The following is a 14184-nucleotide window of genomic DNA, read 5'->3' on the forward strand; positions in this document are numbered from 1 at the left end:
GAGGGGAGGGGAGATTGGCGCGCCTCATTCCCCCGCCGGCACCACGTGGGCAAGCACCGCCTCGACCTCGACCTGCGCGCCGGGCCTGACGGCCAGCCCCTCGACCCGGCCATCGCAGGGCGCGGCAAGGGCGTGTTCCATCTTCATCGCCTCGAGCACGATGAGCCGCTGCCCGGCGGTGACGGCCTCGCCTTCCGCAACATCGACCGCAATCACCTTGCCCGGCATCGGGGCAAGGATGGCGCCATCGGCGGCCGAAGCCTGGCCGCTGCCTTCGTGGCGCGGCAGGGTGACGATCTGGTCGTCCCCATCGACGATCATCAGCACCCCCTCGCGCGTCTCCAGCCACCACGGGGTGTTGGCCTGGCCGGAAAAATCGGGGGTGAAGCGCTGGGGCTTGCCGTTGAGCGCAACCGTGACGGGGCTGTCGGCCTCGCGGTTGAGGCGGAAGTTGAACAGCGTGCGCAGCATCGGATCCCCATCCTCGCCGGGGGCAAGCAGCGCGCGCGCCGCGCCCGAAAGGGCCCGGGCATTGGGAAGCGGGCGCGCCAGCAGCGCCTCGCCGCGGGCGCCGATCAGCCCGGTGGTCATCGCCCCGGCGCGCACCTCTGCATCGGCCAGCAGCCTGACGAGAAAGCCCTTGTTGGTGCGCACCGGCCAGACCTGCGTGCGCCTGAGCGCCGCATCGAGCCGGGCGATGGCACCGCTGCGCGTGGGCGCGTGGGCGATCAGCTTGGCGATCATCGGGTCATAGAAGGGGGTGATGGCATCGCCTTCGCTCACCCCGGTGTCGATCCGCACATCGCCGCCAAGTTCGAGCCTTTCGAGCCTGCCGGTGCTGGGCAGAAAGCCCTTCTCGCTGTCCTCGGCATAGAGCCGCGCCTCGATGGCATGGCCCTTGATCGTAAGCTCCTCCTGTCGCTTGGGCAGCGGCTCGCCGCTTGCGACACGCAATTGCCATTCGACGAGGTCAACTCCGGTGATCGCCTCGGTGACGGGGTGTTCCACCTGCAGCCGGGTGTTCATCTCCATGAAGAATATGCGATCGGCGTGCAGGCCTTCCGAGGCATCGGCGATGAATTCGATCGTGCCCGCGCCCTCGTAATCGACCGCCTTGGCGGCGCGCACGGCGGCAGCGCAGATCGCCTCGCGGGTGGCCGCGTCCATGCCGGGGGCGGGGGCTTCCTCGATCACCTTCTGGTGGCGGCGCTGCAAGGAGCAATCGCGCTCGAACAGGTGGACGATATTGCCGTGGGCATCGCCGAACACCTGCACCTCAATATGGCGGGGCGCGGTGATCCACTTTTCGAGGAGCACCTCGTCATTGCCGAAGCTGGCCTTGGCCTCGCGGCGGCAGGATTCGAGTGCGGCGGCGAAATCGGCAGGCGCGTCGACCTTGCGCATCCCCTTGCCGCCGCCGCCCGCGACCGCCTTGATGAGGACGGGATAGCCGATGGCCTCGGCCTCCTTTGTGAGCCGTTCCACCGATTGGTCCGAGCCGTCATAGCCCGGCGTCACCGGCACGCCTGCGCTGCGCATCAGCTGCTTGGCTGCGTCCTTGAGGCCCATCGCGCGGATGCTGGCAGGCTTGGGGCCGACCCAGATCAGCCCTGCATCAATCACCGCCTGCGCGAAGTCGGCGTTCTCCGATAGGAACCCGTACCCCGGATGGATCGCATCCGCCCCGGTCTGCTTCGCTGCGGCAATGATCTTCGCGCCGACGAGATAGCTTTCCGCCGCAGGAGAGGGCCCGATATGCACCGCCTCGTCGGCGCTCCGCACGTGCAGTGACTTGGCATCGGCATCCGAATAGGCCGCGACAGTAGCAATCCCCATGGCCCGCGCGGTGCGCATGATCCGGCAGGCGATCTCGCCGCGGTTGGCGATCAGCAGTTTGGTGATCATTGCCCGGCCCCGGCTCCGCCCTCCTGCGGGCAGCGCGTTGGAGGCTCCATGGTGAAGCTGGCATTGGCGACCTTCCAGCCGCTCTCGGTTTTCACCAGGCTCAGCGCATTGATCCCGCAATGCGACAATTCGCTGTTCCTGAGGAAGCGATAGGGGCCCCAGACCTGCGCCATGTCGCCATCGACCAGCACCTTGGTGATGGTCATCTGCTCGATGAAGCGGCCCTGGCGGCCGAGCCATTGTTCGAGGTGCCGCGCCACCGGCACGGCATCGATCCGCGGGGCCATGGGGTTCATGCGGTTGTGGACGAAGATCACACCCTCAGGGATCATGTGCGCAGCGAGCACGGTGCGATCCGGATTGCCGATCGCCTCGAGAAAGGCCTCGGTCGCCGCGGTCACTTGCGCGGTCTCATCGGCGGCGTCGGACGGCGGGGTGGCGGCGAGCGGCGCGGCGATCAGGGCAGCGGCAGCAGCGGGAAGGGCTTTCATGCCTGCCGGATTAGTCTGAGTTCCCGACAAAATAAACCTCTGCTTCCCTGGCCCTACCCAAGTCGCCGTGGCTTTCCTGTTCGCGCAGGGGCGGCGGGGTTGCGGGTCAACCCGGGGGCAAGGGGGAGGGGGCCGCGGGGCGGAAATCGGCGATCCCCCAATCGATCCCGCCCTTGGGCATCTTCTCGCGATTGATCGCGGCGGAAAGGAAGGCGCGCGCGCCGTGCAGCGCCTTTTCCCAGCGCGGCACATAGGTGCGGCTGTTCCACGCTGCCGCGCCGCGGGCGCGCACTTTGCGCCCGATCGCGCCATAGATGCGCGCCGCCGCAAGCACCGCCCAGCGACTGCGGAACGGCAGGCGTGCCGCGCCCACACGCGCTGCCGCTTCGTGCTTTTCCACCAGCGCCACCAGCCGCGCGGCCATTTCCGCCAGTTCCTCGCGGTGGTGCGGCTTGGTGTGCTGGCCCGGCTCGATATCCTGTTCCACCAGCCATTCGATCGGCAGATAGCAGCGCCCGGCCGCATCATCCTCGACGATATCGCGGGCGATGTTGGAAAGCTGGAAGGCAAGGCCAAGGTCATTGGCGCGGTCGAGCGTTTCCTGATCCTCGGGCGAGACGCCCATCACCACTGCCATCATCACCCCCACTGCGCCTGCAACGTGATAGCAATAGCGTAAAAGATCGGCCTCGGTGCGCGGGCGCCAGTCCTCGGCATCGAGCTGGAAGCCGGCGATCACGTCCTCGGCCATCTGGGGGGTGAGCCCGACCTCGGCGGCCACCACGCCAAGGCAATCGAAGGCCGGATCGCCGGTGGGCTTGCCGGCAAAGGCAAGCGCGGTGAGGCGGCGGATATGGGCCAGCCGCGCGGCAAGGTCGGACTGGTCGCCCAGTTCGCCCCCCATCACCTGGTTGTCGGCAATGTCATCGGCCCTGCGGCACCAGGCATAGAGCAGCCAGGCGCGCTCGCGCGTTTCCTTGTCGAACAGGCGCGCTGCGGCGGAAAAGCTCTGCGAGCCGCGCTTGATCGAGAGGCGGGCATGATCGACCAGCGCGGCGCGAGTGGCTGCGTCAACCGCCATGGGGACTTTCCTAAAGCTCCTCGGCCTTCATCCGGAAGATCGGGGTGTGCGGCTGATAGGCCGCCATCTTGGCCAGCAGTTCGTGGATCGAGGTGGCGGCGATCAGGATATTCTGGTGTGCCGGCCGGACAAAGCCGACCGCACCCATATACGCGTTGAAGGCGAGCAGGTGATCATAAAAGCCGAAGGCATTGAGCAGGCCCACCGGTTTGGCGTGATAGCCAAGCTGCGACCAGCTCATCGCCTCCCACAGCTCGTCCATGGTGCCGACCCCGCCGGGAAGGGTGACAAAACCATCCGAAAGATCGGTAAAGCACTGCTTACGCTCGTGCATGCCCGAGACGGTGACGAGTTCATCGCAGTCGTGATTGGCAACTTCGGCGCGCACCAGGCTTTCGGGGATGATGCCGATGACATGGCCGCCCGCGTCCTTGGCCCCGCGCGCCACCGCGCCCATGAGGCCGAGCCTGCCCCCGCCATAGACGAGCCCGATGCCGCGCGCGGCCAGTTCCGCCCCGACATCATAGGCCAGCTGGATATAGCGCGGATCGGCAGGTGAAGCCGAACCGCAATAGACCGCCAGACGCTTCACATGCTCACCTTTGCCAGATCTTCGAGCATCAGCCCCGCGGTGGCCTTGGCGCTGCCGACCACGCCGGGGATGCCTGCGCCCGGGTGCGTGCCCGCGCCGACGAGATAGAAGTTCTCGATCACATCATCGCGGTTGTGCCCGCGCAGCCAGGCGCTTTGCCACAGCACGGGTTCGAGGCTGAAGGCGCTGCCCAAATGGGCATTGAGATCGGCCTTGAAGTCGCTCGGGGCATAGGAGAACTTGGTGACGATGCGCGAGTGGATGTCGGGGATCAGCCGCCGGCCAAGCTCATCGAGGATCATCTTTTCAAGGCGGGGGCCGACCTCGTCCCAATCGAGCGGCATCTTGCCCATGTGGCTCACCGGTACCAGCGCATAGAAGGTGCTCTTGCCCGCCGGCGCCATCGAGGGATCGGTGACGGTGGGGTGGTGGAGATAGATGGCGAAATCCTCGGGCACCACGCCGTTCTTGTAGATGTCATCGAGCAGGCCCTTGTAGCGCCGGGCAAAGAGGATCATGTGGTGGGGGATGCCGGGCCAGGTGCCCTCGAGCCCGAAATGCACCACGAAGAGCGAAGGCGAGAAGCGCTTGCGTGCCAGAGATCGCGCCATCTGCTGCCCGCGCGCGCTCCCCGAAAGCAGGTCCTTGTAGGAATGCATGATATCGGCGTTGCTGGCGACCGCATCGAAACGCGCGCGCCAGCCGCTTTGCGTTTCCACCTCGTGGGCACGGGTGCCCAGCGTGTGCACCTGCACCACCGGATCGGCAAGGCGAATGGTGCCGCCCAGCCGCTCGAAATGGCGCACCATCCCGGCGATCAGGCGGTTGGTGCCGCCGCGCGCCCACCACACCCCGCCGTCTTTCTCGAGCTTGTGGATGAGGGCATAGATGCTGCTGGTGGTCATCGGGTTGCCGCCCACCAGCAGGGTGTGAAAGCTCAGCGCCTCGCGCAGCTTCTCGTTCTCGACGAAGCTTGAAACCATGCCATAGACGCTGCGCCAGGCCTGTTCCTTGATGAGCGCCGGGGCGGCCTTGAGCATCGACTTGAAGTCGAGGAACGGCACGGTGCCGAGCTTGAGATAGCCCTCCTTGTAAACCCTCGCCGAATATTCGAGAAAGCGGGCATAGCCGGCCACATCGGCCGGGTTGAGCCGGGCGATCTCGGCGTTGAGGCTTTCCTCGTCGTTGGAATAGTCGAAATTGGTGCCGTCGGGCCAGTTGAGCCGGTAGAAGGGCATCACCTTCATCAGCTCGACATCCTCGGCGATGTCGTGGCCGGTGAGCGCCCAGAGTTCCTTGAGGCAGGGCGGATCGGTGATCACCGTCGGCCCGGCATCGAAGGTAAAGCCATCCTTCTCCCAGAAATAGGCGCGCCCGCCGGGCTTGTCGCGCGCTTCGATCACGGTGGTGGCAATGCCGGCGGATTGCAGGCGGATGGCGAGCGCCATCCCGCCAAAGCCCGATCCGATCACGCAGGCGCGCTTGCCGGCATAGCGCTGCGCCAGCGCCGGGTTGATCCCGCGCGGGGCCCCAAGGTTGAGCTTCACATCGGCGTTCATGCCGGGGTCTCCAATGTCTGAAGTCTGGTCTCGAGCGGCCTGCCCGAGGAGAACAGCGCGCCGATCGCGCGCGAGATAGCTACGGGCGGCTTGCCGGTGAGGATGCGCAGCCGGTCAGCCCAGGTCGAGCGGCCGGCATAGAAGCGCTCGACCAGCGCGCCGCGCAGGGCATAGAAATGCTCGAACACCACCACCCGCTTGCCCGGCTCGGCCGCCTCGAACAGCATCCGGCTAAGCATGCGGTAATAGGCCATGGCGCGCCAGTGGCGTCGGGCGCGGGCGAGGCAGAAGGCGGCAAGTTCACTGCCGGTGAGCCCCGGGCGCGCCGCGATCAGCCGGGCGATGGCGAGCGCATTGCTGACCGCAAAGGGCAGGGTGTAGCTGGTGAGCGGGTGCGAAAAGCCGCCCCGCGCGCCCGCCAGCGCCACCCCGGGGATGGTCACTTCTGCGAGCGCAGCGGCAAAATCCCCGCCCGAGATCACCGGCAGGATGCCCGCTTCCTCGTCGATCACCTCGCCCTCCCAGCCGTTGCTCCTGGCATAGGCGGCGATCCGGCCCTTCAAGACGCCAGCATCCATCCTTGGCTGGTCGGCATAGTAGGTGTCCTCGACGAAGACCTCGGTTGCCGAGAGCGGCAGGACATAGACGAAGCGATAGGCTTCGCCATTGCCATGGGGCGCCAGCTGCGCGACGCTCGCATCCATGATCACCGGGCGGGTGAGGCCGTGGGGCGTGTTGCAGCGGATATGCTGGCCGAGGAACACCTGCCAGCCGCCGGCAAGCGCCTTCGAGGGCTGGAACGGGCGGCAATCGAGCACGCAGCGCGCGGCAAGGCGCCTGCCATCGCCGAGCGTCACCCCGCCGGCATCGAGCGCCTGTGCCCGCGCCGCGAGCATCACCCGCTCGGCCGGCAGCTCGGCCATCAGCGCGCGGTGGAACTCGGCGCTGGCGAGCGAGCGATAGGCGGTGGGCAGGGTGCGGCCAAGCCGCGGGAAGGTGATGTCATAGCCCTCCTCCCAGCCACTGAGGGCAAAGCCCGCCATCAGGCCGCGCTCGCGCTCGGGAATATCGGTCTCGAACCAGCTCCAGCGGTGATGGGCGCCGAGCGTGCGCCCGGCCTCGATCAGCAGGAAGCGGCACGCGGGGGCATGGCGGTGGAGCGCGAGCGCAATCAGCCCGCCGGCAAGCCCGCCGCCGACGATGACGACATCATGCCGCGCCTGCGCGGTGCCGGCCTCGGCAGGGTTGGGGGGTGAATCGACCATCGCGGCTCCAGCCCTAGGCGAGGGCGCGGCAATCGGCAATCGCCGCGCGGCCGCAAGGAAATGTTGCAACATTAACCGGAAACAATGCCAACCTTGCGCGTTTGCCCGGCCAAGCCTCCTGTTGCTGCCCTTTCGCCATGAGGATCAAATGCCCCTCGCCCGCCGCTGTTCCGCCGCTGCGCTCGGCGCTGTCCTTTTCGCTTGGCTGAGCGCCCCTGCCGCCGCTGCTCACTCCGCCGCGGCCGAAGCGGCCGAGGCCCCTGCCGGTGCCGATCCCGCCCCCGCCGCCCAGAGCCTTCCCGCGCCTGCGCCTGCCCCTCAACCTGCCCCCGCCCCCGCCCCCGCCCCTGCCCCTGCGCCTGCCCCCGCCGCTGCGCCGCCCTTTGCCTTTGCAAAGCCGGTGTTCGATGAGACCTGGGCGACCATCGGCCTCGGGGTTGGCCTGGTGCCGAGCTATATCGGCTCGGACAATTACATCGCCTTTCCCCTGCCGCTGATCGCCGGGCGCGTGGGCGGGGTGGGGATCAGCCCCAATGGCCCGGGCTTCGTGCTCGATCTCAACTCGACCCGGCCCGCGCTTGCCCCGGCCAAGGGGCCGCGGCTGGCGATTGGCCCGGCCTTTCGCTTTCGCAATGATCGCGATGACCAGATCGAGGACGCGGTGGTCGCGCGCGCCGGGCGGCTCGATGTTGCGCTCGAGGCTGGGGGCAATGTCGCGCTCGCCTGGCGAGGGGTGGCCCGCCCGCTCGACCAGCTCAGCCTTGGCGTGCAGGCGCGCTGGGACGTGCTCGGCGCGCATGAGGGCATGGTGATCGAGCCGCAGATCGCCTACCGCACCCCGATCGGCCGGGCGGTGAACCTGCAGGTGCAGATTGGCGCCGAATTCGTCGATGATGACTTTGCCGACTATTACTTCACCCTCACCCCGGCCCAGGCAGCCGCAAGCGGCCTCACCGCATTTCGGGCCGAGGGCGGCCTTGCCCGCATCGGCGCCTTTTCCATCCTTTCCTATGATCTTGACCGCAACCTCCTCAACGGCGGCTGGAGCCTGACCATGCTGGGCGGCTATTCGCGCCTCATCGGCGATGCCGCCGATACGCCCTTCACCGCCGCGCGCGGCGATGCCAACCAGTTCCTCCTTGGTCTCGGCGCGGCCTATACCTTCTAGGCCCGCCGCGCGGCGCGCTCAGGGCGCGGGAAAGCGGCTGGTGAACACGCGTTCGACCACCCCGGCCACCGCGGCGTTTTCTTCCGCGGTGAGCGGCTCGTTTTCCATCTTCACCCGGATCTGCTGCATCTCCGGCCCGATCTGCTGGAGCTTGAGCAGCGCCGGGGTGTCACGCGCGGCTCGACCTATGGCCACCAAGTCCTCCTCGCTCAGCTGTCCCACCCCGCTTGCCAGCGCATTGCCGATATCGGCGCGCACCTGATCGGCGGTGATCGGCTGACCGGCGGTGACCCCCGAGAGAGTCGCCTGCGGCCGATAGGCGCTGGTGACATTGCCGACGAGGCGCCGCCCGAGATCCGAGCGGTAGAAGGCGGTCACGCTCTCGGCCTCCGCGGGGGTGAGGTGGCGCGCGACGAGCGCGATCATCTGCGGGCGGTAGAGCGCCTGCACCCGGCGGTTCTGCTGCGCCAGCACCGGGCGCAGGCCGGCGGCGATCTCGGCGATGAGGCCGGGACTGGCCGCCTCGACGGCGGCAAATTCGGGCACCGCGGCAAATTGCTGGGCGAGCGCGGCAACCGTGTTGCCGATCACCTGCTCTTGATCGACCGTCGCCTCGATCGTGGCGATGAGATCGGCATAGGCGGGATGCTGCGGCTCGGCTGCCGCGGCACCCGGGGCGCCCTGGGCAAGGGCGGGCGCGGGCAGGCCAAGCGCGGCGAACGCGGCCAGCGCCGCTGCGAGCGGCAGGCGCAAGGACGGGAAAAATCGCATCATGTGAGATCACCTGCGGCAGGATCGCGGAACATGCCGGAGCATAGCTGCACCGGCGCGGCTGCCCAAGGACATTCGCACCGTGCAAAGGCGGCGCATTGGCGCGCTTGCCAGTGACGCACCGCCGCGGCATCAGGCAGGCAAGAGGATTGAGGAGAGAGGCGATGCACATTGGGGCAAAGGCACTTGCGGCGCTGCTCGGCGCCGCGCTGGCGGCAGCGCCGCTCGCGGCCGAGACCGTGGCGATCCGCGCCGGCAGCGTCATCGTCGATGCCGCGGCCGAGCCGAGCGGCCCGGCGACGATCCTGATCGCAGACGGGCGCATCGTCTCGATCACCCCCGGCCACGGCGAGGTGGCTGCCGATCGGACCATCGATCTTGCCGGCAAGACCGTGCTGCCCGGGCTGATCGACCTCCACACCCATCTTACCGGCGATCCCGGCGGGGATTTCTGGAAGGAGGCGACCGAGCCGGATGAATGGGACGTGGTGGTGGGGGCCAAGAACGCCCGGCTCACCGTGCTGGCGGGCTTTACCACGGTGCGCGAGGCGGGCAGCGGGCGCGAAACCGCCTTTGCCTTGCGCCGCGGCACCGCCGAGGGCCTGGTGCCGGGCCCGCGGATCATCGCCGCCGGGCCGCCGCTGGCGATCATTGGCGGGCATGGTGACACCAATGGTTTCCGCCCCGAGGTCAACGAATTGCTCGACCGCGGCTTTACCTGCACCGGCCCGGTCGAATGTGCGGCCAAGGTGCGCCTTGCCAGCCAGAACGGGGCAGACGTGATCAAGATCACCGCCACCGGCGGGGTGCTCAGCCAGCAGGGGCGCGGGCTCGAGGCACATTTCACCTTCGAGGAGATGAAGGCGATTGCCGATACCGCGCACAGCCTCGGCCTCAAGGTGATGGCCCATGCCCACGGCGCGCGCGGGATCGAGCTGTCGGCGCGGGCGGGGATCGATTCGATTGAACACGGCACCTATCTCGACGAAGCAGCCGCGCGCGCGATGAAGGCCAGTGGCAGCGTGCTGGTGCCGACGCTGATGGCGCTCCAGGGCGTTTCCGAGGGGCTCGGCAAGGGGGTCTATACCCCGGTGGTCGAGGCGAAGATCCGCGCGGTCCAGCCGCTGATGGATTCGCTCGTGCGCCGCGCCCGGCAATTCGGCGTCACGGTTGCCTTCGGCACCGATGCCGGGGTCTATCAGCATGGCCGCAACGCCGAGGAACTGGCGCTGATGCGCGCCCAGGGGATGAGCGACCGCGAAGTGCTCGCCAGCGCCACCACCGTGGCGGCCAGGGTGCTGGGCATGGAAAGCCAGATCGGCCGCCTCGCGCCCGGCTATTCGGCCGATATCATCGCGGTCGACGGCAACCCGCTCACCGATATCCGGGTGCTGGAAAAGGTCGGCTTCGTGATGGTGCGCGGGCGGGTGATCGAGTGAGGCTCGACACCCGCGCCGAAAGCGCCTAACCTTTACGCCATCCCCGGGGAGCCTGCTTTGGCTGAGAGGGATGGGTAAGCACCATCCGACCCGTTGAACCTGAACCTGTTAGCACAGGCGGAGGGAGTGGGCTGGCCAAGGTGCCCCAAAGTCCCGCGCTCCCCTCGCCCTGAAGGAGAGCGCGCAGCATGGCCGACATCAACAGCCCCTTCGAGATTGGCGTCACGACCGGGCCGATCCGCGGCAGCCGCAAGATCCATGTCGAAACACGCCCCGGCAGCGGCATCCGCGTGGCGATGCGCGAGATCGACCTCGAGGGCGGCGAGCCGCCGGTGCGGGTCTATGACACTTCGGGTCCCTACACCGATCCTGCCGCCACCATCGATATCCGCGCCGGCCTGCCTGCGCTGCGGCGCGACTGGATCATGGCGCGCGGCGATGTCGAGGACTATCCGGGCCGCGAGGTCAGGCCCGAGGACAATGGCCGCCTGGGGCCGGATCGCAGCGGCGGGGTGCCGCCGTTCCCTCATGCCATCAAGCGCCCGCTGCGCGCGAAGGCCGGCATGAACGTGACGCAAATGCACTATGCCCGGCGCGGCATCATCACCCCCGAGATGGAATATGTCGCCGCGCGCGAGAACCTCGGGCGTGAAATTGCCCGCGAGCTGGCGCGCGAGCGCCTTGCCGACGGGCAAAGCTGGGGCGCGGCGATCCCCGAGGCGATCACCCCCGAATTCGTGCGCGACGAGGTGGCGCGCGGGCGGGCGATCATCCCTTCCAACATCAACCACCCCGAAAGCGAACCGATGGCGATCGGGCGCAATTTCCTCGTCAAGATCAACGCCAATATCGGCAATTCCGCCGTGGCGTCCGACGTGGCGAGCGAGGTGGACAAGCTGGTCTGGGCGATCCGCTGGGGGGCGGACACGGTGATGGACCTTTCCACCGGGCGCAACATCCACGACACCCGCGAATGGATCATCCGCAACAGCCCCGTTCCGATCGGCACCGTGCCGATCTATCAGGCGCTCGAGAAGGTCGGCGGGGTGGCCGAGGAGCTGACCTGGGAGATCTTCCGCGACACCCTGATCGAGCAGGCCGAGCAGGGGGTGGACTATTTCACCATCCATGCCGGGGTGCGTCTGGCCTATATCCCGCTCACCGCCAGGCGCGTCACCGGGATTGTCAGCCGCGGCGGCTCGATCATGGCCAAGTGGTGCCTTGCCCACCACAAGGAGAACTTCCTCTACGAGCATTTCGACGAGATCACCGAGATCATGAAGACCTATGACATCGCCTATTCGCTGGGCGATGGTCTGCGTCCCGGTTCGATCGCCGATGCCAATGACGAGGCCCAGTTTGCCGAGCTTTACACCTTGGGCGAGCTGACGAAGCGCGCCTGGGAGCAGGACGTGCAGGTGATGGTCGAAGGGCCGGGCCATGTGCCGATGCACAAGATCAAGGCGAACATGGACAAGCAGCTTGCCGCCTGCGGCGAGGCGCCGTTCTACACGCTCGGGCCGCTGGTGACCGACATTGCCCCGGGCTATGACCACATCACCAGCGGCATCGGCGCGGCGATGATCGGCTGGTTCGGCACCGCGATGCTGTGCTACGTCACCCCCAAGGAGCACCTTGGCCTTCCCGATCGGGATGATGTGAAGGTGGGCGTCGTCACCTACAAGCTTGCCGCCCACGCGGCTGACCTTGCCAAGGGCCATCCGGCGGCGCGCGAGCGCGACGATGCCCTGTCCAAGGCGCGCTTCGAGTTCCGCTGGCGCGACCAGTTCAACCTCAGCCTCGATCCCGACACGGCCGAGCAGTATCACGACCAGACGCTCCCGGCTGAGGGCGCGAAGTCAGCCCATTTCTGCTCGATGTGCGGGCCCAAGTTCTGCTCGATGAAGATCACCCAGGAAGTGCGCGACTTTGCCGCGCGGCAGAATGCCGGGGCGGACAACTTTCTCGCCGCCAGCGCGGTGGATGAGGCCGAGGCCGAGCAGGGGATGGCCGAGATGAGCGCGAAGTTCCGCGAGGTGGGCGGGCAACTCTATGTCGGCGCCGGGGACAGGGAGCATGACTGACACTCCATGACTTTCACGGGGGCGCAGCCTGGCGGTTTGGTGAGCCTGCCCGCGCCCCCGCGCCGCCCTCGCGCACGCCCGGGGTGGAAGCCGGGCCAGGTACTCCCCATATTACTGTTTGGTGACAGGGACTGAGAGACAAGGAGACAGCCATGAGCATCATGCAGTTCCAGTTCAACTCCGACAGTTCGGTGATGGGCACCGCCGATGTGGCCGCGCGGATCGAGGCGCATGTGCGCGCGCGCCTTGCGCGCTTTGCCGATCGGCTGACCCGGGTTGAAGTCCATGTCAGCGATGTCAATGGCCGCAAGCATGGCGCCGATGACAAGCATTGCACCATCGAGGCGCGCCCGCGCGGCGCGCGCCCGATCGGGGTGACGGGCAAGGCCGGCGATGTCGATACCGCGGCGCGGATCGCCGCCAATACTCTCGCCGAACGGCTCGAGCGCATGTTCGGCAAGGCCGCCCGCCACCGCCACGACCCTTCCCCTGACAAGCAGATGTAAGCGGGCGGGCCTCAGCGCGCGGCTCAGTTCCCGCGCGCGCCGACGCCCACATCAAGCCCGCAGCCGTGCAGGATTGCCGGGATCGCCTTGGCCACGGCGAAGAAGCCGGCCTTGGCGTGCGGCCAGGTCGCCCGTTCAATGTTGCCGAGGAGCGGGATGAGGCGCCCTGTCGCGGCGAGCGGGGCGAGCTCAGGCCACAGGGCATCGCGCGTCCAGCCGGTGGGAAGGTGGGCGAGGGCGAGCCGCTCCACCCCCGCAGCTTCGATGAGGGGGGCGAGTGGCTCGCCCGCGTGCCACACCACTGCCGGGCAGCCATAGGCGGCTGCGGCCTCGGCAAGGCCGCTTGCCATCGCCCCTTCGGCAAATCCCAGCGCCTTGGGCCCGAGCGCGCCGGGCGCGCGCGCCGCGGGCCTGCTCGCCCCGATCACCAGCGCCGGTGCCGCCGGAAGGGTGAGCGGGGCGTGGTGCGCGGCCTCATCGTGCAGCAACAGCGCGAAAGGTCGGGAAAAGTCCGCTGCCACTGCCGCGCGCGGCACATCGAGCGGGCGGCGCGGATAGTCCTGCGGCTCGGCCAGCGGCGCGGCGTCTTCGGCCAGGCCCTCGGCCACCAGCGGCCCGCCTTCGCGCCCGGCGGTGTAGCGGGCGATGTTCTCGGCCCGGGCGAGGTAATGCTTGCCGCGGGTGTGCAGCCCCGCCACCCAGCGCCACGAGAGCGTGTTCGACGCGGCATCGCCATCGATCAGGTGCCGCAGGAAGAAATCCGCCCCCAGCCGCCAGTCGAGCCTCAGGGTAAAGATCCAGATGCTGGCAAACCACATTCGCGCGTGGTTGTGGAGATAGCCGGTCTCGACAAGCTCGCGCGCCCAGGTGTCGAAGGCGGCGATCCCGGTGCGCCCTTCGACCGCCGCGTCATAAGCCCTGCGCAGGTCGGAATTGGCGCCGAACGCGGCCAGCGCCGCATCGCGCCCGCGGCAATAATCCTCCCAGATCGCCGGGCGCTGTTCGAGATAGCCCTTGAAATAGAGCCGCCAGAACAGCTCGGCGATGAACTTTTCCGCCGCCGCCAGCCCATGCATGGCGAGCACCGGGGCGAGCACCTCGTCCATCCCGATCAGCCCGGCGTGGAGAAAAGGCGAAAGCTCCGATACATTGCCGCGCCCGCCCGGCTGCGGCCCATCATCATGATTGCGGCGCGCGGCATAGAGGCGCCCGGCAGCGGGGAGGAAGGCGTGGAGCCGGGCAAGTCCGGCGGCGCGGGTGGGGGCAGTGTCCATGCGCGTCCCAACCGCTTGGCTTGGCCGCGGTTCCGGCCTATTCTCGGGT

The 14184-nt window shown here is 68.1% G+C and carries 12 protein-coding genes and 1 riboswitch; of the genes, 4 read left to right on the forward strand and 8 right to left on the reverse strand.

Going from position 1 to position 14184, the window contains the following annotated elements:
* Positions 1 to 24 precede the first annotated feature (24 nt).
* The 6 genes from G524_RS0104390 to crtY all read right to left on the reverse strand — a co-directional run bounded on the left by G524_RS0104390 (position 25) and on the right by crtY (position 6893).
* A complete protein-coding gene (locus G524_RS0104390; protein ID WP_027442620.1) occupies positions 25 to 1905 on the reverse strand; it encodes an acetyl/propionyl/methylcrotonyl-CoA carboxylase subunit alpha in 1881 nt (626 codons plus the stop codon).
* Positions 1902 to 2396, reverse strand: coding sequence for a Cif family virulence factor (locus G524_RS0104395; protein WP_027442621.1), 495 nt, complete (start codon positions 2394 to 2396; stop codon positions 1902 to 1904). The genes G524_RS0104390 and G524_RS0104395 overlap by 4 nt, the downstream gene beginning before the upstream one ends.
* Positions 2397 to 2502: 106 nt before the next feature.
* Positions 2503 to 3477, reverse strand: a complete 975-nt coding sequence (locus tag G524_RS0104400) for a phytoene/squalene synthase family protein (protein ID WP_027442622.1) — start codon at positions 3475 to 3477, stop codon at positions 2503 to 2505.
* A gap of 10 nt (positions 3478 to 3487) precedes the next feature.
* Positions 3488 to 4069 carry an LOG family protein gene (locus G524_RS0104405; RefSeq protein ID WP_027442623.1) on the reverse strand — a complete coding sequence of 194 codons (582 nt, stop codon included), beginning with the start codon at positions 4067 to 4069 and terminating at the stop codon, positions 3488 to 3490.
* Entirely contained in the window at positions 4066 to 5628 is a 1563-nt protein-coding gene (locus tag G524_RS0104410) for a phytoene desaturase (protein ID WP_084625047.1), read from the reverse strand. Before G524_RS0104410 ends, G524_RS0104405 begins: the two co-directional genes overlap by 4 nt.
* Positions 5625 to 6893 carry a lycopene beta-cyclase CrtY gene (gene crtY, locus G524_RS0104415; RefSeq protein ID WP_027442625.1) on the reverse strand — a complete coding sequence of 423 codons (1269 nt, stop codon included), beginning with the start codon at positions 6891 to 6893 and terminating at the stop codon, positions 5625 to 5627. The genes G524_RS0104410 and crtY overlap by 4 nt, the downstream gene beginning before the upstream one ends.
* A 148-nt stretch (positions 6894 to 7041) precedes the next feature.
* Between crtY and G524_RS14955 the strand changes: the two genes are divergently transcribed.
* A complete protein-coding gene (locus G524_RS14955; protein WP_051220897.1) occupies positions 7042 to 8061 on the forward strand; it encodes a MipA/OmpV family protein in 1020 nt (339 codons plus the stop codon).
* Between the two features lie 18 nt (positions 8062 to 8079).
* Here G524_RS14955 and G524_RS0104425 read toward each other — a convergent pair whose 3' ends face one another.
* Entirely contained in the window at positions 8080 to 8835 is a 756-nt protein-coding gene (locus G524_RS0104425) for a DUF2059 domain-containing protein (RefSeq protein WP_027442626.1), read from the reverse strand.
* A gap of 161 nt (positions 8836 to 8996) precedes the next feature.
* Between G524_RS0104425 and G524_RS0104430 the strand changes: the two genes are divergently transcribed.
* From G524_RS0104430 to G524_RS14960, 3 genes are all read left to right on the forward strand, one after another.
* Positions 8997 to 10271, forward strand: coding sequence for a metal-dependent hydrolase family protein (locus G524_RS0104430; RefSeq protein ID WP_027442627.1), 1275 nt, complete (start codon positions 8997 to 8999; stop codon positions 10269 to 10271).
* Between the two features lie 34 nt (positions 10272 to 10305).
* Positions 10306 to 10414, forward strand: a riboswitch (TPP riboswitch).
* Positions 10415 to 10459: 45 nt separating this feature from the next.
* Entirely contained in the window at positions 10460 to 12355 is a 1896-nt protein-coding gene (gene thiC, locus G524_RS0104435; RefSeq protein WP_027442628.1) for a phosphomethylpyrimidine synthase ThiC, read from the forward strand.
* A 152-nt stretch (positions 12356 to 12507) separates the two neighbouring features.
* On the forward strand, positions 12508 to 12861 hold the full coding sequence (locus tag G524_RS14960) for an HPF/RaiA family ribosome-associated protein (protein WP_245561286.1): 354 nt from the start codon (positions 12508 to 12510) through the stop codon (positions 12859 to 12861).
* Between the two features lie 23 nt (positions 12862 to 12884).
* On the opposite strand, the gene G524_RS0104445 is transcribed toward G524_RS14960, so the two are convergent.
* On the reverse strand, positions 12885 to 14135 hold the full coding sequence (locus G524_RS0104445) for an FAD-binding domain-containing protein (RefSeq protein ID WP_027442629.1): 1251 nt from the start codon (positions 14133 to 14135) through the stop codon (positions 12885 to 12887).
* Between the last annotated feature and the right edge of the window lie 49 nt (positions 14136 to 14184).

This window comes from Erythrobacter cryptus DSM 12079 (assembly GCF_000422985.1).
Lineage (GTDB): Bacteria > Pseudomonadota > Alphaproteobacteria > Sphingomonadales > Sphingomonadaceae > Erythrobacter > Erythrobacter cryptus.

Excerpts from the sequence above, each read along its gene's own strand:
- thiC (WP_027442628.1), top strand. The coding sequence starts at position 10,460 with ATGGCCGACATCAACAGCCCCTTCGAGATTGGCGTCACGACCGGGCCG.
- G524_RS0104445 (WP_027442629.1), bottom strand. The coding sequence starts at position 14,135 with ATGGACACTGCCCCCACCCGCGCCGCCGGACTTGCCCGGCTCCACGCC.
- G524_RS0104410 (WP_084625047.1), bottom strand. The coding sequence starts at position 5,628 with ATGAACGCCGATGTGAAGCTCAACCTTGGGGCCCCGCGCGGGATCAAC.
- G524_RS0104400 (WP_027442622.1), bottom strand. The coding sequence starts at position 3,477 with ATGGCGGTTGACGCAGCCACTCGCGCCGCGCTGGTCGATCATGCCCGC.
- G524_RS14960 (WP_245561286.1), top strand. The coding sequence starts at position 12,508 with ATGAGCATCATGCAGTTCCAGTTCAACTCCGACAGTTCGGTGATGGGC.
- G524_RS0104395 (WP_027442621.1), bottom strand. The coding sequence starts at position 2,396 with ATGAAAGCCCTTCCCGCTGCTGCCGCTGCCCTGATCGCCGCGCCGCTC.
- crtY (WP_027442625.1), bottom strand. The coding sequence starts at position 6,893 with ATGGTCGATTCACCCCCCAACCCTGCCGAGGCCGGCACCGCGCAGGCG.
- G524_RS0104430 (WP_027442627.1), top strand. The coding sequence starts at position 8,997 with ATGCACATTGGGGCAAAGGCACTTGCGGCGCTGCTCGGCGCCGCGCTG.
- G524_RS0104425 (WP_027442626.1), bottom strand. The coding sequence starts at position 8,835 with ATGATGCGATTTTTCCCGTCCTTGCGCCTGCCGCTCGCAGCGGCGCTG.
- G524_RS14955 (WP_051220897.1), top strand. The coding sequence starts at position 7,042 with ATGCCCCTCGCCCGCCGCTGTTCCGCCGCTGCGCTCGGCGCTGTCCTT.
- G524_RS0104390 (WP_027442620.1), bottom strand. The coding sequence starts at position 1,905 with ATGATCACCAAACTGCTGATCGCCAACCGCGGCGAGATCGCCTGCCGG.